Below are 19975 nucleotides of genomic sequence, written 5' to 3'. Positions count from 1 at the left end.
ACCGCTGCCCTCTCCCGCACTGGAAAAGCCCTCGACATGTAGAATGCGGGCGTGCCTTAGGCAAGGAGAGCTGAGCCTATTCGAAGCCTTCGACCACGCAGGTGATGAGATCGTGATCCGAAAGCGGCCGGCCGGTTTCATCGAGCGAGGGAATGATCCTGGTTTCGCCGATCTTCAGGCCGCGCGCGAGGAACCAGTCGAGCTTCATCGCGCGCTCCGGCCAACGGGTGATCAGGCTCGGCCGGGTGGTCATCACCTCAAGTGGTCCACCGTGACGGGTGAAGCCGCGGGCAGCGCTCATCGCAAAGAGCCCTTCGGCTTCGAAGTCGCCGCCAGCATGGTTGCCGGTGTTGAGATCGCCGCCGATCAGCACCGGCAGACCGGGAAAGGCTTCGTCGAGCGCATCGATCAATTCCCTGACCTGGCGTTCGCGGTAGGCCGCGGTCGTCGCGCTTTCAAGATGGGTGGAGACGGCGACGAAGGGGCCTGACTCGGTCTCGATAACGGCACCGATCGCGAAACGCTCGCCGAGACGCGGCTGTTCGCCATCGGTGAACCAGAGACGCTCGCCCCAGAGGCGCAGCATGAAGGGCCGGCCGAGCGGCACCGAAGCCATCAGCGCATTGCCGTGAAAGCCCCTGGCGTTGAAATCATCCTCGCAGAACGCGCGCTCGGTATCGGAGCCGAGGCCCATCTCAATGAATTCGATGCCATAGGCATATTGCATGCCGAGTATAGCAGCGACTTCGGCGGTCGGATGGCGCTGGCCGGTGCGGGCCATGCCGTTGTCCATTTCCGATAGCAGCACGACTGGGGCCTTGGTTGCTGCGAGATGTCCAGCACTTTCCGGTGCGAACAGGCAGCGCTCCAGGTTCCAGGCAGCGACGGTGAAGGGAAAGGCGAGCGGCGCGGTCGAGGACGGCGCGGCGCCGACCTCGATGCTGTTCATTTCCGGTCGCGCGGCCATGGCGGCGTCATGGGCCGCAATGGTGCGCAGCATCGAAGCAAATCCTGCACGCAGTTCGAGCGATGGAACGGCAAGCTGCTCAACGGCTTCATGGATCACGATGCCGTCTCCAGCCGAAGGTTCTGCGCCGGTGCATCACCGGCAAAAGACGTGCCCCGTTCCAGCCGCTTGCCGGTTTCGGGCGAGAAGAAGTGCAGGCGGTCGACGGCAATCGTCACGGCGAGATCACCGGAAAGCGGCATTTCCGGAGAGAGCGCTATCGTCAGAGGTTGGCCCTCGATGGTGCCGTGCACGAGCCGCTGAGCACCGAGCTCCTCGACATAGTCGACCTGGAACAGCATCGCATCCTCGCCGACACCGGCAAGCCGGAGGTCCTCGGCGCGCAGGCCGACGGTCACAGCGCCTTCGACCGGGGCGCGGCTGCCAAGCTCAATCCTGTAGAGGCCGATCTGCAGGCTGCCGCCCTCGATCTGGCCCTTGATCAGGTTCATCGCCGGCGAGCCGATGAAGCTCGCGACGAAGGTCGAGGCCGGACGGTGGTAGACGTCGAGCGGACGGCCGATCTGCTCGATCCGGCCGCCGTTCAGCACCACCAGCCGGTCGGCGAGCGTCATCGCTTCGAGCTGGTCGTGGGTGACGTAGAGCGAGGTCGTGCCGAGGCGCTTCTGCAGGCGCTTGATCTCGCCGCGCATCGAGACGCGCAGCTTGGCGTCGAGGTTGGAGAGCGGCTCGTCGAACAGGAAGGCCGCCGGCTTGCGCACGATCGCGCGGCCCATGGCGACGCGCTGACGCTGGCCACCGGAAAGGGCGCGCGGCTTGCGCGCGAGATAGGGCTCGATTTCCAGCATCCGCGCGGCTTCGGCGACGCGGGCATCGATCTCGGCCTTGGGCGTCTTGCGGTTCTTCAGGCCATAGGCGAGGTTGTCGTAGACGGTCATGTGCGGATAGAGCGCATAGTTCTGGAAGACCATGGCGATGTCGCGCTCGGCCGGATCGACGTCGTTGATGACGCGCGAACCGATGGTCACCGTGCCCTTCGAAATCGTCTCGAGCCCGGCGACCATGCGCAAAAGCGTGGACTTGCCGCAGCCGGACGGGCCGACCAGCACGATGAACTCGCCGTCCTCGATATCGATCGAGACGGATTTCACCGCCTCGACATTGCCGTGATAGATCTTCGAGACCTCGGCGATGGTAATGGCCGCCATGGCTGCCTCCGTTAAAATGGTACCGTTTCAGAAGCGGGCGGGACAGTTGTCCCGCCTCCACTCCGCTTACTTGTCGCTTTCGGTCAGGCCCTTGATGAACCAGCGCTGGAAGATCACGACGATCATCACAGGCGGCAGCATGGCGAGGATCGCCAGTGCAAAGGCCTCGTTGTAGTCGGGGATGTTCGAGCCGACCCAGACAAGCAGGATCTGCTTGATGCCGCGAACCAGGGTGAAGAAGCCTTCGTCGGTGGTCATCAATGTGGGCCAGAGGTACTGGTTCCAGCCGTAGACGAACATGATGATGAAGATCGCCGCCATCATGGTGCGCGACAGTGGCACGAGCACGTCGATGAAGAACTTGAACGGCCCGGCGCCATCGATGCGCGCCGCCTCAAGCAGCTCGTCCGGCACCGACTTGAAGAACTGCCGGAAGTAGAACGTACCCGTCGCCGAGGCGAGCAGCGGCACGATCAGGCCGGTGTAGGTGTTGGTCAGCTTCAGCGTGTTCATCACTTCGTAGGACGGAAGGATGCGCACTTCGAGCGGAAGCAACAGCGTGGTGAAGATTACCCAGAAGAAGAAGGTCGCCAGCGGAAAGCGGAAATAGACCAGCGCATAGGCCGCGAGCATCGAGAGCACGATCTTGCCGACGGCGAAACCTAAGCCGAGGATCATCGAGTTCAGCATCATGTTGAAGCCGGTGATCTTGCCGGTGAAGCCGCCTTGACGGGTCAAGACCGTCTGGTAGGTCTCGACGAAATGGCCGCCCCAGGTGAGGCTGAGGCCATTGCGGTGGATATCGGCTGCCTCGTGCGTCGAGGTCATGAAGGCGACGACGACCGGCGCCACCATGATGAAGACGCCGAAGAGCAGGATGACGTGGTCGAAAATCTTGGTGCGATACATCGGCGCCGCCTCAGTTGTAGTGCACGCGCCGCTCGATGAAGCGGAACTGGAAGATGGTGAGAACGAAGACGATCAGCATCAGGATCACCGACTGGGCCGAAGAGCCGCCGAGATCGTTGCCGCGGAAACCGTCCATGTAGACCTTGTAGACAAGGGTGATCGGGTTGTTGGCGGCCTTGTCCTTCACCATCACGTCGATGACGCCGAAGGTATCGAACAGCGCATAGGTGACATTGATGATCAACAGGAAGAAGGCGGTCGGCGCCAAGAGCGGCAGGATCACCGTCCAGAAGCGGCGGAAGCCGGAGCGGCAATCGATCGCCGCCGCCTCGCGCACCGAGACCGGGATGCCCTGCAGGCCCGAGAGGAAGAAGATGAAGTTATACGGGATCTGCTTCCAGACGGAGACGACCACCATGGAAAAGGCGGTGTCGAAGTAATTCAGACCGACCTTGATGTCCCAGCCGAACCAGCGGGCGAGTTCGACGATCGGGCCGATATGCTGGTCGAAGAACATCATGCCGATGAGGCCGGCGACCGGCGGCGCGATGGCATAGACCCATATGAGCAGCGTCTTGTAGGCGGCGTTGCCGCGGATGACGCCATCGGCCTTGACGGCGAGCAGCAAGCCGATCGACAGCGCGAAGAAGGTGACGAGCGCCGTGAAGACGGCAGTGAAGCGGGCGATTCCGAGATACTCGCCCGATTTCAGCACGTCGGTATAGTTCGTCATGCCGACGAAGGTCGAGCCGAAGCCGAAGGGGTCTTCCAGATAGAAGGACGACTGGATCGCCTGAACCGACGGCCAGTAGAAGAAGATGAAGATGATCGCGAGCTGTGGCGCGAGGAAGAGGTAGGGCAGGAACGGCGAGGAGAACTGAACGCGCTTGGCAACGCCTTCTCCTCCGCTCTTCGACTGGCCACCGAAAAACCGGAAGGCGCCGAAGCGACGCCCGCCGGTTTGGGTTCCGGTTCCTCCCCGCGAGGCGGGGAGGAGATCTGTCGCGGTCGACATGGAGATCAGCCGGCCGTCTTGGCGAAGCGAGCGAGCAGCTCGTTGCCTTCCTTTTCGATCGTGTCGAAAGCGTCCTTGACGGTCGTTTCGCCCGAGAAGATGCGGCCGTATTCGCGTTCCATGATTTCGCGGATCTGCGGGTAGAAGCCGAGGCGGTAGCCCTTCGACCAGTCACCGGCCGGCAGCAGCAGCTGCTTGATGCCGACTTCAGCAACCGGCTTTTCCTTGTAGTAGCCGTCCTTCTGGGCGAGCTCGTAGGCTGCCTTGGTGATGGCAACGTAACCGGTGGCCTTGTGGTAGAAGTACTGGATTTCCGGCGAGGTCAGGAACTGGAAGAAGTCGGCAACGCAGTTGTTCTCTTCATCCGACTTGCCGGACATGGCAAACAGTGCCGCGCCGCCGATGAAAGAATTGGTGCCGGCACCCTTGATCGAGCCCCAATAGGGCAGGAAGGTTGCCGAGAACGGCATCTGCGCCGTCTTCTGCAGGCCGCCGAAGGAGCCCGACGAACCGATCCAGAACGCAGCCTTGCCTTCTTCGAAGACCTTCTGGTTGTCGTTCCAGCCGGCGCCGTAGAAAGCGAAGTAGCCTTCGTCCTTCCAGGCCTTGAGCTTGTCGAACATCATGATGAGGTTCGGGTCGGTGACCTTCAGCTGCGTGTCGACGACGGCGTCATAGCCGTTGTTGTTGGTGGCGAACTGGATGTTGTTGCGGGAGAAGAAGTTCTCCGTGAACTGCCAGGTGAGCTGCGACTGGACGAGCGGGATGTAGCCGGCTTCCTTCAGCTTCGGGGCAACCGCTTCAAACTCTTCCCAGGTCTTCGGCGCTTCGACGCCGGCCTTCTTCAGGGCCTCGTCGTTGATGTACATGATCGGCGCGGAGGAATTGAACGGCATGCCGACGAACTTGCCCTCGCTGTCGGCGTAAAAGTAGCGCACGCCGTCAATGAAGGCGTTGCGGTCGAAGTTGTGGCCAGCCTTGATGATCAGGTCTTCGGCCGGAATGACCGCGCCCTTGGCGTTGATGATCGTGGCGGCGCCGGCGTCGAAGACCTGCAGGATGTTCGGCTGTTCGCCCGAACGGAATGCGGCGATGCCGGAAGCGAGCGCTTCCTCGTAAGTGCCCTTGGAAACCGGGGTCAGCGCGCAGGCGCTTTGGGCTTCGTTGAACTTCTTGGAAACTTCATTGATGACTTCGCCGTTGCGGCCGGCCATGCCGTGCCACCAGGTGATATTGGTCGCGGCAAATGATGACGTCGCGGAAAAAGCGAAGCTAAGGGCTGCGAATGAAAACTTCTTGAACATGACTTGGTCCCTCTCCACCGGGTTGCGGATGGCTTGGACTAGTGACGTTCAATGACAGGCCCGTAACGCTTTTATGTCGGAACGATTACAAATTCGCGATTTTGTTCCAAGGCGGGATGCGGGCGGAACACCGCAATCATTTTCCCTCATCCCGCGCCGGTTCAGAAGGCATCCGGCAGATGCCGCGGCCAGCCCCAAGGGGTCACCGTGATGATGTCGTAGCGCACGGAAAGCCTGTTGAAGTCCGGTTGCCTGGCCAGCCAGAGATCGCTCGCAGCGCGAATGCGTTTTTGCGCCGTGGCCGTCACCGCGAATACGCCGTCCTCGGCCGAGCGGCGCGCCTTGACCTCGACGCAGGCAATGAGATCGCCGCGCCGGGCGATGATGTCGATCTCGCCGAGCTTGGTGCGATGGCGCATGGCGACGATGCGGTAGCCCTTCAGCAGCAGGCAGAGCGCCGCGCGGTATTCGGCGAGTTGCCCCCGCCTCAGCGCTTTCAGCTTCCGCCGGTCGCTGCCGTCAGCCGTCATGGCGCTTCTTCAGCTGCAGCAGCCGGTCATAGAGCTCCTTGCGCGGCACGCCCGTCTGGCGGGCGGCTTCGGTCGCCGCCTTGCCGGCCGGCATGTCGGCGACAAGGCTCAGCAGCAGGGCGTCGACATCGGCCGCTTCCGGCTCGGGTGCGGCATCCGGCGGCCCGATGACGAGCACGATCTCGCCTTTGACGGCGCCAGCTTCTCCATAATGTGCAGCAAGCTCGCCGAGCGTGCCGCGGCGGAACTCCTCGAAGGTCTTGGTGAGCTCGCGGCAGACGGCAGCCCGCCTACCCTCGCCCAGCACCTCGGCTGCGGCCGCCACTGTCGCGGCGATGCGGTGCGGCGATTCAAAGAACATGATTGTCGCCGGCACGGCCGCTAATTCCCTGAGGCGATCGCGTTTCGCCTTGTCCTTGGTCGGCAGGAAACCGGCAAAGAGGAAGGCATCGTTTGGCAGGCCGGAGCCGACGAGTGCTGCAAGCGGCGCCGAGGCGCCCGGGATCGGCACGACGCGATGACCGGCTTCGATCGCAAGCTGCCCCAGCCGGTAGCCCGGGTCGGAAACCAGCGGTGTTCCGGCGTCGGAAACGAGCGCCACCGATCGCCCTTCGGCGAGTGCTGCAAGCAGCCGGGGGCCGGCTTCGTCGGCATTGTGCTCGTGATAGGCGTAGGGCCGGTTCACGATGCCATAGCGGTCGAGCAGCACGCGCGTAACCCTCGTGTCCTCGCAGGCGAGCACATCGGCGCCGGCAAGCGTTTCCAGTGCGCGCAGCGTAATGTCGCCGAGATTGCCGATCGGGGTCGCCACCAGATAGAGCGCCGCATCGAGGGGCCGGGCCGGAACGCTGACATTGTGCAGGCGATAGCTACGCTCTCTCTGCCCGCCCGATGCTTCCGATGTCTTCTGCTTTTCCACCTGTAACGTCCTGATCGTGCTCACCGATGCGTCGGTCCGGTCTTTATGAGTGAGCCGGCAGGGCAGGGCAAGGGCAAGGCAATGGTCCAGCGCGCTGCATCTGGGGACAGAAGCCCTTAAACCCCTTGCGTTCCGGGCGCTGTTTCTGCCATTTTGCCGGTCCACATATTTCCGGTCGGTCGGCCGGGACACTCGCAGTTGACGCTCAGGCGGACGCCTCGTCTGCCGGGCAATGGTTGAAAGCGGCATCCCATGCGCATTACTCTCGAGCGGTCCAACCTCCTGAAATCGCTGAACCACGTGCACCGCGTGGTCGAGCGGCGAAACACGATCCCGATCCTCTCGAACGTGCTCTTGCGTTCCGACGGTGCGAGCCTCGAAATGAAGGCGACCGACCTCGACCTCGAAATCACCGAGGCGACACCGGCGCAGGTGGAACAGTCGGGCGCGACCACGGTGCCGGCGCATCTGCTCTACGACATCGTGCGCAAGCTGCCTGACGGTTCGGAAGTGCTGCTCGCCACCAATGCCGAGGGCACGGCGATGACCGTTGCCTCGGGCCGTTCGAAATTCTCGCTGCAGTGCCTGCCGCAGTCCGACTTCCCGGATCTCACCGCCGGCAGCTTCTCGCACTCCTTCCGCCTCAAGGCGACCGACCTCAAGATGTTGATCGATCGCACCCAGTTTGCGATCTCAACCGAGGAAACCCGCTACTATCTCAACGGCATTTTCGTGCACACCGTCGAGAGCAAGGGCGAACTGAAGCTGCGCGCCGTCGCCACGGACGGTCACCGCCTCGCCCGCGCTGACGTTGAAGCCCCGTCCGGCTCCGAAGGCATGCCGGGCATCATCATCCCGCGCAAGACCGTCAGCGAACTGCAGAAGCTGCTCGACAACCCGGACCTCGTCGTCACCGTCGAAGTCTCGGACGCCAAGATCCGACTGACGATGGGTTCGATCGTCATGACCTCGAAGCTGATCGACGGCACCTTCCCGGATTACCAGCGCGTGATCCCGGCCAACAACGACAAGGAACTGCGCGTCGATTGCCAGTCCTTCGCCCAGGCCGTCGACCGCGTTTCGACGATCTCGTCGGAGCGCGGCCGCGCCGTCAAGCTGGCGCTGAACGAAGGCCAGATGACGCTGACGGTCAACAATCCGGATTCGGGTAGCGCCACGGAAGAACTGCCCGTCGGCTACGACCACGACCCGCTCGAAATCGGCTTCAACGCCAAGTATCTGCTCGACATCACCTCGCAGCTGACCGGCACCGATGCGATTTTCATGCTGGCCGATCCGGGCTCGCCGACGCTCGTTCGCGATCTTGCTGCCGAGGATGCACTTTACGTGCTCATGCCGATGCGCGTGTAACCGGGCCTGACGCGGCGCGAAATGCCAACCCGTCACGCCCGCTCGTGACGGGTTTTTTGTTGATCGATCCATCCGGCGGCTGTTGATAAGCCGACGCTTTCAGGCGCAGACAGACTTGTTTTTGCCGCAGATGGGGACACATTATGATTGCCGCCGCCCGGACCGGCTCGAATCAGCGAGCCGGGATTACAGCGGGCGGCCCGTATGAGGAGAGGACGACGGTTTTGAGGGGTTCAATGAATTTGCGCGTGAAGGTGAAGGAACGGCTCGGACGGAAGTTCGATGAGGAAATTCGCTTTTTCAAGGGATGGATGAGCAATGCCAAGGCTGTCGGCGCAATCCTGCCGACCTCTTCCATAACCGCGCGCCGAATGGCGAGCGTCATCAATCCCGCTTCGGGCCTGCCGGTTCTTGAGCTGGGCCCGGGCACGGGTGTCATCACGAAGGCAATTCTGGAACGCGGCCTGCCCGCATCGAGCCTTGTCTCGGTCGAATATTCGACCGACTTCTATAACCAGCTCAGGGCCAACTTCGCCGGCGTCAATTTCGTCAATGGCGATGCTTTCGATCTGGAACATACGCTCGGCGAGCTGAAGGGACAGACCTTCGACAGTGTCGTCTCGGCAGTGCCGCTCTTGAACTTCCCGATGCATCGGCGCGTCGAGCTGATCGACGACCTGCTCTCGCGCATTCCGGCCGGCCGGCCGGTCGTGCAGATTTCCTATGGGCCGCTCTCGCCCGTCGTCGCCATGCCGGACCGCTACAGCATCCAGCATCTCGACTTCGTCGTGCGCAACATCCCGCCGGCACAGCTTTGGGTCTATCGTCGGGCGCACTGACGGGATGTTCGGCGTCTACGTCACCCATCCGCAGGTCTGGATCGATCCGGACGTGCCCGTCCCGCAATGGGGACTTTCCGCTGTTGGCCGCGATCGTGCGGCCCTGACGGCGGCGTTGCCGTGGGTGCGCTCGCTCGGGAGGATCGTCTCGAGCGACGAAACCAAGGCGATCGAAACGGCCCAGCTGCTTGCCGATGCCGCCGGCCTGACGGTCGAAATTCACCATGACATGGGCGAGAACGATCGCTCCGCCACCGGCTTCCTACCGCCGCCGGAATTCGAGAAGGCGGCCGACTGGTTCTTCGCCCATCCGGCGGAAAGTTTTAAGGGCTGGGAGCGCGCGATCGACGCCCAGACGCGGATCTCGGACGCAGTGTTCCGTGTCCTCGAAGGGCACGACACCAAGATCCCAATCGCCTTCGTCGGCCATGGCGGCGTCGGCACCCTTTTGAAGTGCCGGCTGCTCGGCGCGCCGATTGCCCGCAGTTCCGACCAGAAGGGCGGTGGCGGCGGCAACGTCTTCGCTTTCCGCCTTGCGGATCGCGCCGTCGCATGCGACTGGACCCCGATGGAAAACTGGCAGGGGATCTAGACGATGACCGAAACCGCGCGCGACAGATTGATCGTAGGCCTCGACCTTCCGACGATCGCCGATGCCGAGAGGATCGTGTCGACGCTCGGGAACGACGTCTCCTTCTACAAGATCGGCTATCAGCTGGTCTTTGCCGGCGGGCTCGAATTCGCGCGCGACCTTGCCGCCAGCGGCAAGAACGTCTTCCTCGACATGAAGCTGCTCGATATCGACAACACGGTTGCCAAGGGTGTCGAGAACATCGTCAAGATGGGCATGTCGATGTTGACCCTGCACGCCTATCCGAAGGCGATGAAGGCGGCCGTCGAAGCCGCTAGAGGTTCCGATCTCTGCCTCCTCGGCGTCACCGTGCTCACCTCGATGGACGAGCAGGACGTGATCGATGCCGGCTACGAATACGACCCGCACACGCTGGTGCTGCGCCGGGCCGAACAGGCGCGCGCCGCCGGCATGGGCGGCATCGTCTGCTCGGCGGAAGAATCCGCAGCGGTCCGCAAGATCATCGGACCGAACATGGCGCTGGTGACGCCGGGTATCCGCCCTGCCGGCGCCGACAAGGGCGACCAGAAGCGGGTGATGACGCCGGCCGAAGCCTTGAAGGCCGGATCCAGCCACCTCGTCGTCGCGCGCCCAATCGTCGCAGCCGCGGAGCCGCTTGCGGCCGCCCGCGCCATTCTCGCGGAAATGAACGGCGCGCTTGCCCGCTGATGCGGGCGGCGCCAGGAACCCATCGCGATCCGCTTGACCTCAATCAAAATTTGCCGGAAGTAAGTCTCGCGTCAGCCTTCAGCGGTGCAAGACGAGGAGCTCACTATGGCCAAGGGATACTGGATCGCACGGGTCGATGTCCGCGACACCGAGCGCTACAAGGATTATGTGACGGCAGCAAAGCCGGCCTTCGAGAAATACGGCGCGAATTTTCTCGCGCGCGGCGGCGAACATCATCGCCTTGAGGGCGGCGTGCGCGCGCGCAACGTCGTCATCGAATTTCCGTCGCTGCAGGCAGCGGTCGACTGTTACAACTCGCCCGAATACCAGATTGCCGCCGCGATCCGCCAGGAAGTCGCCGACGCGGAGATGGTCGTCGTCGAAGGCGTCTGACGACCCGGCATCCCCATCTTCCGACAGACCCGACAAGCCGCGTGGATTGGCCTTCACCTCTCGCGGCTGTTGGGCTATGTAGCAATCAATTCTTTCCTCTGCGATCAGGAGTGCGTTTCCCATGACCTTGTCCAACCTTCCGCCGCTGGTGACGATTTTCGGCGGATCCGGGTTCGTCGGCCGTCATGTCGTGCGCGCACTCGCCAAGCGCGGCTACCGCATTCGCGTTGCCGTTCGCCGGCCCGACCTTGCCGGCCACCTGCAGCCGCTCGGCAATGTCGGCCAGATCTCCTTTGTCCAGGCGAACTTGCGGTACCGGAAATCCGTCGATCGCGCCGTCGAAGGCTCCGACCACGTCATCAACTGCGTCGGCGTGCTGTTTGAAAAAGGCCGCAACACGTTTGACGCCGTCCAGGATTTCGGCGCGCGCGCGGTGGCAGAAGCGGCACGTAGCGTCGGCGCCACGCTGACGCACATTTCGGCGATCGGCGCGGACGCTTCCTCGCCGTCGCAATACGCCCGCAGCAAGGGCCGCGCCGAGGCGGCGATCCTGGAAACGAAGCCTGACGCGATCATCCTGCGTCCGTCGATCGTCTTCGGTCCCGAGGACGGCTTCTTCAACAAGTTCGCCAACATGGCCCGCTTCTCGCCGGTCCTGCCGCTGATCGGCGGCGGCCACACCAAGTTCCAGCCCGTCTACGTGACCGATGTCGCCGAGGCCGTGGCGCGCGCCGTCGACGGCAAGATCACCAAGGGCAAGATCTACGAACTCGGCGGCCCGGATGTCTTAAGCTTCCGCGACTGTCTCGAGATCATGCTGAACACGATCGACCGCAAGCGCACGCTCGTCTCGCTGCCCTTCGGCGTCGCAACCTTCATCGGCAGCATCGCGTCGATGGTCCCCTTCATCACGCCGCCGCTCACCCCCGACCAGGTGGTGTTGCTGAAATCCGACAATGTCGTCTCGGCAAAGGCGGTTTCCGAGGGACGTACGTTCGCCGGCATTGGCATCGATCCGACCATGTTGGAGTCGATCCTGCCGACCTATCTGGTGCGCTATCGCCCGCAGGGCCAGTACACGCGCAGCGGCCGCGGCGCCTGATCGCCGCAAAGCCCATCTTATTTTGAACGGCCGCCGGTACCCACGGGCGGCCGTTTGCTGTGGTATCCAGGCAACAGCGTTGCAGTTCTGCCGCAGTTAAGAAAGCGAATGGCATTTACCGCAAATTCAACATGTCCTGATATTGATCATGTCATATCCAGCGACTAAACACCGCCTCGCGCCCCGATCGCAAGGCATGACGGCGGGCGGCAGCAGCAATCTCGAAAGGCATAGCGTCCATGGGCAAGTCGATCGCAATCTTTTTTGCGTCTGCGGCACTGATCATTCTGGCTGGCTCATTCATCGCGCCGAACACGGTCGCGAGCAGCGGCAAGGGTTGCGCGCCGGCCTATGGCGTCGATCCGTGCACGACGGCATCGATCGATCTTTCCGGCAACTAAGGCCGGCGCCCTTTAGATCAGGCGTTTCCGGACGGAAAGCGGCTTCGCGCTTTTCCTGGAATTGCTTTGGAAGGGCATAGTTAGAGTTATTGGCGGGGGCCAGTGGCCGCGTGCGTTTCACCTTGAGACGCACGCGGCTTTGTTTTTGAGGCCTTATCCGAGTTCGAAGAAGACTGAGGTCAAAGAAAAAGGCGCGTCCAGAACGCGCCTTTTTCATTTGAGATCGTTGATCCCGAGATCAGCCGAGCAACCAGAGGCCGATCAGGCCGGCCGTGCCGACGACGATGCGCCAGATGGCGAAGGGCGTGAAACCGCGCCGCGAGACGAAATCGAGCAACGAACGCACGACGAAGATGCCGGCGACGAACGCCGCGATGAAGCCGACGGCGATCAGGGTGAAATCGTCGAAGGAGAGCGCGTCGCGGTTCTTATAGAGGTCCAGCGTGAAGGCGCCGAGCATGGTCGGCATCGCCAGGAAGAACGAGAACTCCGCGGCCGAGCGCTTGTCGGTCCCCATCAGCAGGGCGCCGGCGATCGTCGCGCCGGAACGCGAGGTGCCGGGGATCATCGCCAGGCACTGGAACAGGCCGATCTTCAGCGCCAGCGACGGCGGATAGTCCATGACGTCAGTGTAGCGCGGCTTCAGCGGCAGGTGGTCGATCGCGTAGAGGATGAAGCCGCCGACGATCAGCACGACACAGATGAGCATCGGCGTTTCGAACAGCACCGTCTTGATGAAATCATGGGCGATTGCGCCGATGACGGCCGCCGGCAGGAAGGCGATCAAAACGGACAGGACGAAGCGGCGCGCCTTGATGCTCGTCGGCAGCGCCAGCGCGATCGACAGAAGCTTCTGGAAATAGACGAGCAGGATGGCCAGAATGGCGCCGAGCTGGATGAGGACGGCGAAGGTGTTGCCCGGCGACCTGAAGCCGAGGAAGTGGCCGGCAAGGAGGACGTGCGCCGTCGACGAAACAGGGATAAACTCCGTCAAGCCCTCGATGAGTCCGAGGACAAGCGCGCTGATGATCGATTGATCCGCCATATATGAGATTTTCCTGACAAGTTTTGGAGTGGGAGGAAAAGGCTGATTCGCTTGTGTTTGCCACCACAAATTTCTATAGCTCTATCACAGGAGCCGTGGCCAGACGCTTGCGCCGCCACGCTGACGCCCCCAGCAAAAAGACTCTGAGAAGCCAGATCATCGATGCCGACACTGTATCATCACCCCATGTCCTCCGCTTCACGGTTCGTTCGCCTTATCCTCTCGGAATATGGCTATCAGACGGAATTGTCCGAGGAACAGCCCTGGGAGAACCGGCGCGACTTCCTGGCCTTGAACCCGGCCGGGACGCTACCGGTCTATGTTGACGACAGTATGAGAGCGCTCTGTGGCGCCACGATCATCTCGGAATATCTCGACGAAACGAACGGAATCATGAAGCGGGATCGCCGGCTTCTGGCCGAGGACCCGTTCCAGCGGGCGGAAATCCGCCGCCTGGTCGAGTGGTTCCTGCACAAGATGGAAGCGGACGTGACGCGGCCGCTGGTGCGCGAGCGGATCTTCAAGCTGCAAATGACACCGGACCAGGGCGGCGGCGCGCCCGACAGCAAGGTCCTGCGCACCTCGCGCGCCAATATCCGCCAGCATATGAAGTATCTCTCCTGGCTCGCCGGTTCGCGCACCTGGCTTGCCGGCGACCGCATCTCCTATGCGGATCTCGCCGCGGCCGCGACGGTGTCCGTGCTCGACTATCTCGGCGAGATCGACTGGTCGGATGCCCCGACCGCCAAGGAGTGGTACCAGCGGCTGAAGTCCCGCCCCTCCTTCCGCCCGCTGCTTGCCGAGCGTGTGCGCGGCGTGACTCCGGTTCCGCACTATGCGGACCTCGACTTCTGAGGATGAATCCGTGCCCGGCATCGCTGCCAAGGCTGACAATGGGGATCGACGGCGGCTGAAGCTGACCGAATTCCTGAAAGCCGAGGCGGCAGACAAGGGCTTCGATCTCTGTCGCATCACCCGCCCTGACGCCATTCCCGAGGCGCCGGCTCGGCTCCAGGACTTCCTCGACGACGGCTTCCACGGCACGATGGACTGGCTGGCCGAGACTGCCGAGCGACGCTCCGATCCGCGCACGCTCTGGAGCGACGTGCGCTCGGTGGTGATGTTCGCGATGAATTACGGGCCGGAAGACGATCCGCGCGGGATTCTCGAAAAGACCGATCGCGGCGCGATCTCGGTCTATGCCCAGAACCGCGACTATCATGACATCATCAAGGGCAAGCTCAAGGAAGTCGCGACCCGCTTCGCCGCGCGCGCCGGCGAGGACGTCAAGGTCTTTGTCGACACCGCCCCGGTGATGGAGAAACCACTCTCGGAGAAGGCCGGCCTCGGCTGGCAGGGCAAGCACACCAATCTCGTCAGTCGCGAATTCGGCTCCTGGCTGTTTCTCGGCAGCTTGTTCACCACGGCGGACCTCGTCATCGACGAGCCGGAGCGCGACCATTGCGGCTCCTGCCGCGCCTGCCTCGATGCCTGCCCGACCGGCGCTTTTCCTGCGCCCTATCAGATCGACGCGCGGCGCTGCATTTCCTACCTGACCATCGAGCACAAGGGTCCAATCGACCCGGAGCTGCGCCCGTTGATGGGCAACCGCATCTATGGCTGCGACGACTGTCTCGCCGCCTGCCCCTGGAACAAGTTCGCGCAGGCAGCCTCCGAAATGAAGCTGAAGGCGCGCGAGGACCTGAAGGCGCCATCGCTGGAAGCTTTGCTCGGCCTCGACGACCCGGCCTTCCGCAGCCTGTTCTCGGGCTCGCCGGTCAAGCGCATCGGCCGCGACCGTTTCGTGCGCAACGTGCTGATCGCCGCCGGAAACTCCGGCGACCAGGCGCTCGTGCCTGCGGTCAGGGCGCGCATCGGCGATACCTCGCCCGTGGTGCGGGCGATGGCGGTCTGGGCGCTGTCACGATTGGTCGCGCCGGCGGCGCTTGCGGAATTTGCCGAACAATGCGAGCCAGAGACCGACGAAGACGTCCTCAACGAATGGCAAATGGCGGGAGTGAGCCGATGCAAGTCCTGATCCTTGGCGCCGGTTACTCCGGTATGGCAATCGCGCGGACCATGGCCCCGACGGCGACAAGCGTTGTCGGCACCACCCGCACCGAGGAGAAGGCAACGAAGCTTGAAAAGGCCGGCATCCGCCCGATCCTCTTCGACGGCGAAACGGTCTCCGGCGAACTCGCTGCTGCGCTTGGCCAGGCGACGCACCTGATCCAGTCGATCGCGCCCGGCCGCGACGGCGATCCAATGTTTCGCCCTTCCAGCCCGGATCTCGCGCAACTGGCGCCGAACCTCAAGTGGATCGGTTATCTCTCGACCGTCGGCGTCTATGGCGACCACGGCGGCGAATGGGTCACCGAGGACATGCTGCGCAAACCGGTCTCGGCCCGCTCGGTCGAGCGGGTGGAGGCGGAGGATGCCTGGATCGCCTTCGGCGCGAAGCAGAGCATTCCGGTTGCCGTGTTGAGGCTTGCCGGCATCTACGGCCCCGGACGCAACGCCTTCTGCAATCTCGCAAACGGCACGGCCCGGCGCCTGATCAAGCCTGGGCAGGTGTTCAACCGCATCCGGGTCGAAGATATCGGCGCGGCCACCCTGTTCCTCGCCAACAACGGCACGAGCGGCGTCTTCAACATCACCGACAACGAGCCGGCGCCACCACAGGACGTGGTGCTTGAGGCCGCGCGGCTGATGGGCGTCGAACCGCCGCCGGAAATTCCCTTCGAGCAGGCGGAGCTGTCACCGATGGCCCGCTCCTTCTATGGCGAGAACAAGCGGGTATCGAACGCCCGCATGCGCGCCACCGGTTTCGAGTTCGCGTATCCGGATTATCGCGTTTCGCTTGCGCAGCTCTGGCAATCCGGCACATGGCGCAACGCCTGAAACGCAACTCGGCGCTCAATCAATAACATAACCCGAAATGCTTATAGAAAGCCGATAGTCAGTCCATCAGTAATGGCGGCGGCAGCGCCGCCAGAATTGTGACTTTCTCTGGATATTCATTCGATACTTGACGAATTGAATACAACCTGTGCGCTAGTAACGAGTTTTCGACCATCCGGATTCCGGAAATTTCGTCCAATTCGAAATTTTTAATAAAATTTTTCGTTTACCACTGAGTTGCGCCTGCGTGCGGAAGGCTGTGAGCGTTCAACCGCTGATTCCAAAGAACTTCCTGGCTCCATTTAAACTATTTCAAACAATCTTCGTTTTTGAATTTTCGTCATTTTTTAATAAATCCTAATAGATCGTAAATGGTTGAAGCACGTTTTCGCCATTTTTCGCCCCAATTAGCGGTTCCCAGAAGATTTTTATTCAACCATTTGACCGAGGGGATCGCCAGTTGACGCCAGCGAAGATCAAGGCTGCTGCCGCTGCAGCGCTGTTCACGACCGCTATCGGTCTCGTTTCCGTTTCCGATAGCCATGCAGCCGGCGCCGGCTGCGGCGGCGCGTCCTGGTACGCGCTGAGCTCCAAGACCGCCTCCGGCGAGCGCATGAATGCCGCCCGCCTGACCGCCGCCCACCGCAGCCTGAAGTTCGGAACCAAGGTTCAGGTCACCAACAAGCGCAACGGCAAGAGCGTGATCGTTCGGATCAACGACCGTGGGCCATTCATTCGTGGCCGCGTGATCGACCTTTCCAAGGCTGCAGCCTCGCAGATCGGCATGATCCGCTCCGGCCACGCCAGCATCTGTTATCGCGTCATCAATTCCTGATTTTTGAAATACTGCCATCCGACCGATCGTCGGGTGGGTTTACTTGAGAAAGACCATTCTCGGCGGTTAATCTTCTCCGCCGTCTTGCTCTTCGATGCCATCGCCGTTACCACGGCGAAAAAGGAGTTGATCGAAGATGCGTTTGGGCGGCAGGCTCGCTGGAGCCATTGAGGTTCTTGAGGATATCGAAAAGCGGAAGCGCCCGGTCGCCGACGCGCTCAAGGATTGGGGCCTCTCCCATCGCTTCGCCGGATCCGGCGATCGCTCGGCGATCGGCAACATCGTCTACGACGCCCTTCGCATGAAACTCTCGCACGCCTTCCTGATGGACAGCGACAGCGCGTCGGCGCTCGGCCATGCCGTGATGTACCGGCAATGGGGCTTCACCCCGGAAGCGCTCGCTGCCGAACTCGACGGCGACAAATTTGCGCCTGAGATGCCGTCAGCCGAGATGGCGCAAGCCTTCGCCACGCGCCGCCTCGAAGACGCCGCAGCCCACATCCAGGGCGACATTCCCGAATGGGTCCAGGCCTCCTTCGAGGAAAACTTCTCCGACGATTGGCTCGATGAAGCGAAGGCCCTCGCCGGCCGGCCGACGCTCGACCTGCGTGCCAATACGCTGAAGGCCTCGCGCGCCAAGGTGCTGAAGGCGCTGGAGCGCAGCGGCGCCGAACCGGCGACGATCGCCCGCAACGGCATTCGCATTCCGGCCGGCGAAGGCGCCTCGCGCCTGCCGAACGTGACGGCGGAGCTTTCCTTTCAGAAGGGCTGGTTCGAAGTCCAGGACGAAGGCTCGCAGATCGTTGCCGATCTCGCCTTTCCGCAGGAAGGCGAACAGGTGCTCGACTATTGCGCCGGCGGTGGCGGCAAGACGCTCGCCATGTCGGCGGCGATGAACAACAAGGGCCAGGTGCACGCCTACGACACCGACCGCAAACGCCTCGCGCCGATCATCGAACGGCTGAAGCGCGCCGGCACCCGCAATGTCCAGGTGCATGAATCCACCGACAGCCTCGCGCCGCTCGCCGGCCGCTTCGACCGGGTGCTGGTCGATGCGCCCTGCACCGGCACCGGCACCTGGCGCCGCCGGCCCGACACGAAATGGCGCCTCAACCAGAAGAATCTTGAAGAGCGCATCTCCCAGCAGGAGGAAGCGCTGGCGAGCGCTGCCCAGTTCGTCCGCCCGGGCGGCCACCTCATCTATGTCACCTGCTCGGTACTGCCTGAGGAAAACGAGGCCCAGGTCTACGGCTTCTGCGAAGACAACCCGGAATTCGAGATCCTGTCGGCAGCCGACATCTGGGCGACGCTCTTTGGAACCGACAAGCCGCAACCCTGGTCGGCCGACATGAAGACGGTGACGCTGACGCCCGCCTCGACCGGCACGGACGGCTTCTTCTTCTGCCTGATGCAACGCAAGGGCTGATGCCCTTCGCATGCCGCCGAGGACCCGGCATCAGATTGAAAACGTTCTAAACTATACACTTTGACACAAGTTTGCTTTTGGTTCATGAGAGGCAGGCCCGGCCGGGGCCTTTTCTCATGGCCCGACGCCTGAACGATGCCGCGTTTGCGGGCTCGATCGGCTGCGCCGAAGGAAGCAACAGGAGAGGGTCATGACCAAGAAATTCATCCGCGGCGCCGCGCTGGCGTTCATGACGGCAACGTCGGCGCTGGCCCTGCAGCCGGCCCACGCCGCAACCGATGCCGCCGCCGTGGTGAAGCACTACACCGCCGTCGCCCATGCCAAGTTCGAAGATGCGCTGACGACGGCCGAGGCACTCGACAAGGCGGTCGACGCGCTGATCGCGACGCCGAGCGAAGAAACGCTGAAGGCCGCGCGCGACGCCTGGCGGAAGGCCCGCAACCCCTACCAGGAAACCGAAGTCTACCGCTTCGGCAACGCGATCGTCGACGAGTGGGAAGGCAAGGTCAACGCCTGGCCGCTGGACGAAGGCCTGATCGACTATGTCGACCCGAGCTACGGCAGCGAAAGCGACGAGAACGCGCTGTTCACCGCCAACGTCATCGCCAACAAGACGATCAAGATCGACGGCAAGGACGTCGATGCCAGCAACATCACGCCGGAATTCCTGGCGGGCACGCTGCAGGAAGCCGGCGGCATCGAGGCGAACGTCGCCACCGGCTACCACGCGATCGAATTCCTGCTCTGGGGCCAGGACCTGAACGGCACCAAGGCTGGCGCCGGAAACCGCCCCTATACCGACTACGACACCAAGGCCTGCACCGGTGGCAATTGCGACCGCCGCGCCGCCTATCTGAAGGCCGCGACCGAGCTCCTGGTTTCCGACCTCAAGGAAATGGTCGCCAACTGGACACCGGACGGTGCCGCAACCAAGGCCGTCGAGGCCGATCCGAAGGCTGGTCTCGTCGCCATCCTCACCGGCATGGGTTCACTCTCCTATGGCGAACTTGCCGGCGAGCGCATGAAGCTCGGCCTGCTGCTGCACGATCCGGAAGAAGAGCATGATTGCTTCTCCGACAACACGCACAACTCGCATCTGCACGACGCGATCGGCATCCAGTCGGCCTATACGGGCGAGTACATCCGCGTCGACGGCACCAAGATGACCGGCCCGTCGCTTTCGGAACTCGTTGCCGCCAAGGACGCAGCGCTCGACAAGGAAATGACCGGCAACCTTTCGACTACAGTCGAGAAGATGCAGGCGATGGCCAAGCGCGCGGAGACCACCGAGGCCTACGACCAGATGATCGGCGAAGGCAATGCCGAGGGCAACGCCACGGTGCAGGCAGCGATCGACGGCCTGATCGCCCAGGCAAAGACCGTTCAGCGCGTCATTGCGTCGCTGGATCTCGGCACGATCGAGCTTGAAGGTTCCGACAGCCTGGACAATCCTAACGCCGTCTTCCAATAAGCTGAAAAGGCGGGCCGCCCGAAACCGGTGCGGCCCGAT

21 protein-coding genes are annotated in these 19975 nt (G+C 62.7%); 13 read left to right on the top strand and 8 right to left on the bottom strand.

Going from position 1 to position 19975, the window contains the following annotated elements:
- Positions 1–76: 76 nt before the first annotated feature.
- The 7 genes from AC070A_RS10485 to rsmI all read right to left on the bottom strand — a co-directional run bounded on the left by AC070A_RS10485 (position 77) and on the right by rsmI (position 6852).
- Positions 77–1066, bottom strand: coding sequence for an exonuclease/endonuclease/phosphatase family protein (locus AC070A_RS10485; RefSeq protein WP_057247934.1), 990 nt, complete (start codon positions 1064–1066; stop codon positions 77–79).
- The gene (locus AC070A_RS10480) at positions 1063–2175 is read right to left on the bottom strand and encodes a sn-glycerol-3-phosphate import ATP-binding protein UgpC (RefSeq protein WP_057247933.1); all 1113 of its coding nucleotides are present in this window, start codon (positions 2173–2175) and stop codon (positions 1063–1065) included. Before AC070A_RS10480 ends, AC070A_RS10485 begins: the two co-directional genes overlap by 4 nt.
- A gap of 66 nt (positions 2176–2241) precedes the next feature.
- A complete protein-coding gene (gene ugpE / locus AC070A_RS10475; protein ID WP_057247932.1) occupies positions 2242–3084 on the bottom strand; it encodes a sn-glycerol-3-phosphate ABC transporter permease UgpE in 843 nt (280 codons plus the stop codon).
- 10 nt (positions 3085–3094) lie between these two features.
- Positions 3095–4099: an ABC transporter permease subunit gene (locus tag AC070A_RS10470; RefSeq protein WP_244495502.1), complete on the bottom strand. Its 1005-nt coding sequence runs from the start codon at positions 4097–4099 to the stop codon at positions 3095–3097.
- A 5-nt stretch (positions 4100–4104) separates the two neighbouring features.
- A complete protein-coding gene (locus AC070A_RS10465; RefSeq protein ID WP_057247931.1) occupies positions 4105–5403 on the bottom strand; it encodes an extracellular solute-binding protein in 1299 nt (432 codons plus the stop codon).
- Positions 5404–5564: 161 nt separating this feature from the next.
- Complete coding sequence (locus AC070A_RS10460; RefSeq protein WP_057247930.1) at positions 5565–5933, bottom strand: YraN family protein; 369 nt, start codon at positions 5931–5933, stop codon at positions 5565–5567.
- Entirely contained in the window at positions 5923–6852 is a 930-nt protein-coding gene (gene rsmI / locus AC070A_RS10455; RefSeq protein WP_057247929.1) for a 16S rRNA (cytidine(1402)-2'-O)-methyltransferase, read from the bottom strand. The genes AC070A_RS10460 and rsmI overlap by 11 nt, the downstream gene beginning before the upstream one ends.
- Positions 6853–7104: 252 nt before the next feature.
- Between rsmI and dnaN the strand changes: the two genes are divergently transcribed.
- From dnaN to AC070A_RS10420, 7 genes are all read left to right on the top strand, one after another.
- Positions 7105–8223 carry a DNA polymerase III subunit beta gene (gene dnaN, locus AC070A_RS10450; RefSeq protein ID WP_057247928.1) on the top strand — a complete coding sequence of 373 codons (1119 nt, stop codon included), beginning with the start codon at positions 7105–7107 and terminating at the stop codon, positions 8221–8223.
- 236 nt (positions 8224–8459) lie between these two features.
- Positions 8460–9062: a phospholipid N-methyltransferase PmtA gene (pmtA, locus tag AC070A_RS10445; RefSeq protein WP_082615696.1), complete on the top strand. Its 603-nt coding sequence runs from the start codon at positions 8460–8462 to the stop codon at positions 9060–9062.
- A 4-nt stretch (positions 9063–9066) separates the two neighbouring features.
- Positions 9067–9654: a histidine phosphatase family protein gene (locus AC070A_RS10440; RefSeq protein WP_057247927.1), complete on the top strand. Its 588-nt coding sequence runs from the start codon at positions 9067–9069 to the stop codon at positions 9652–9654.
- A gap of 3 nt (positions 9655–9657) precedes the next feature.
- Positions 9658–10362, top strand: a complete 705-nt coding sequence (gene pyrF / locus AC070A_RS10435) for an orotidine-5'-phosphate decarboxylase (protein ID WP_058324595.1) — start codon at positions 9658–9660, stop codon at positions 10360–10362.
- A gap of 105 nt (positions 10363–10467) precedes the next feature.
- Complete coding sequence (locus AC070A_RS10430; RefSeq protein WP_492384459.1) at positions 10468–10755, top strand: DUF1330 domain-containing protein; 288 nt, start codon at positions 10468–10470, stop codon at positions 10753–10755.
- A gap of 121 nt (positions 10756–10876) precedes the next feature.
- Positions 10877–11857, top strand: coding sequence for a complex I NDUFA9 subunit family protein (locus tag AC070A_RS10425; RefSeq protein WP_113479343.1), 981 nt, complete (start codon positions 10877–10879; stop codon positions 11855–11857).
- 239 nt (positions 11858–12096) lie between these two features.
- Positions 12097–12258 (top strand): hypothetical protein, encoded by a 162-nt coding sequence (locus AC070A_RS10420; protein ID WP_093236169.1) that lies wholly within the window; start codon positions 12097–12099, stop codon positions 12256–12258.
- A 238-nt stretch (positions 12259–12496) separates the two neighbouring features.
- Here AC070A_RS10420 and AC070A_RS10415 read toward each other — a convergent pair whose 3' ends face one another.
- Complete coding sequence (locus AC070A_RS10415) at positions 12497–13303, bottom strand: undecaprenyl-diphosphate phosphatase (protein ID WP_057247923.1); 807 nt, start codon at positions 13301–13303, stop codon at positions 12497–12499.
- 162 nt (positions 13304–13465) lie between these two features.
- Between AC070A_RS10415 and AC070A_RS10410 the strand changes: the two genes are divergently transcribed.
- From AC070A_RS10410 to AC070A_RS10385, 6 genes are all read left to right on the top strand, one after another.
- Positions 13466–14158, top strand: a complete 693-nt coding sequence (locus AC070A_RS10410) for a glutathione S-transferase family protein (RefSeq protein ID WP_057247922.1) — start codon at positions 13466–13468, stop codon at positions 14156–14158.
- A complete protein-coding gene (queG, locus tag AC070A_RS10405; protein ID WP_057247921.1) occupies positions 14139–15341 on the top strand; it encodes a tRNA epoxyqueuosine(34) reductase QueG in 1203 nt (400 codons plus the stop codon). Before AC070A_RS10410 ends, queG begins: the two co-directional genes overlap by 20 nt.
- Positions 15329–16204: an SDR family oxidoreductase gene (locus AC070A_RS10400; protein WP_057247920.1), complete on the top strand. Its 876-nt coding sequence runs from the start codon at positions 15329–15331 to the stop codon at positions 16202–16204. The genes queG and AC070A_RS10400 overlap by 13 nt, the downstream gene beginning before the upstream one ends.
- 460 nt (positions 16205–16664) lie before the next feature.
- On the top strand, positions 16665–17039 hold the full coding sequence (locus tag AC070A_RS10395; RefSeq protein WP_057247919.1) for a septal ring lytic transglycosylase RlpA family protein: 375 nt from the start codon (positions 16665–16667) through the stop codon (positions 17037–17039).
- A gap of 136 nt (positions 17040–17175) precedes the next feature.
- Entirely contained in the window at positions 17176–18465 is a 1290-nt protein-coding gene (locus AC070A_RS10390) for an RsmB/NOP family class I SAM-dependent RNA methyltransferase (protein ID WP_057247918.1), read from the top strand.
- Between the two features lie 190 nt (positions 18466–18655).
- Entirely contained in the window at positions 18656–19936 is a 1281-nt protein-coding gene (locus AC070A_RS10385; RefSeq protein ID WP_113479341.1) for an imelysin family protein, read from the top strand.
- Positions 19937–19975 lie beyond the last annotated feature (39 nt).

The organism is Ensifer sp. GW101-20A05 (assembly GCF_059424735.1).
The sequence above is the reverse complement of the archived record's forward strand: the minus strand, read 5'-3'. Positions and strand labels throughout refer to the sequence as shown.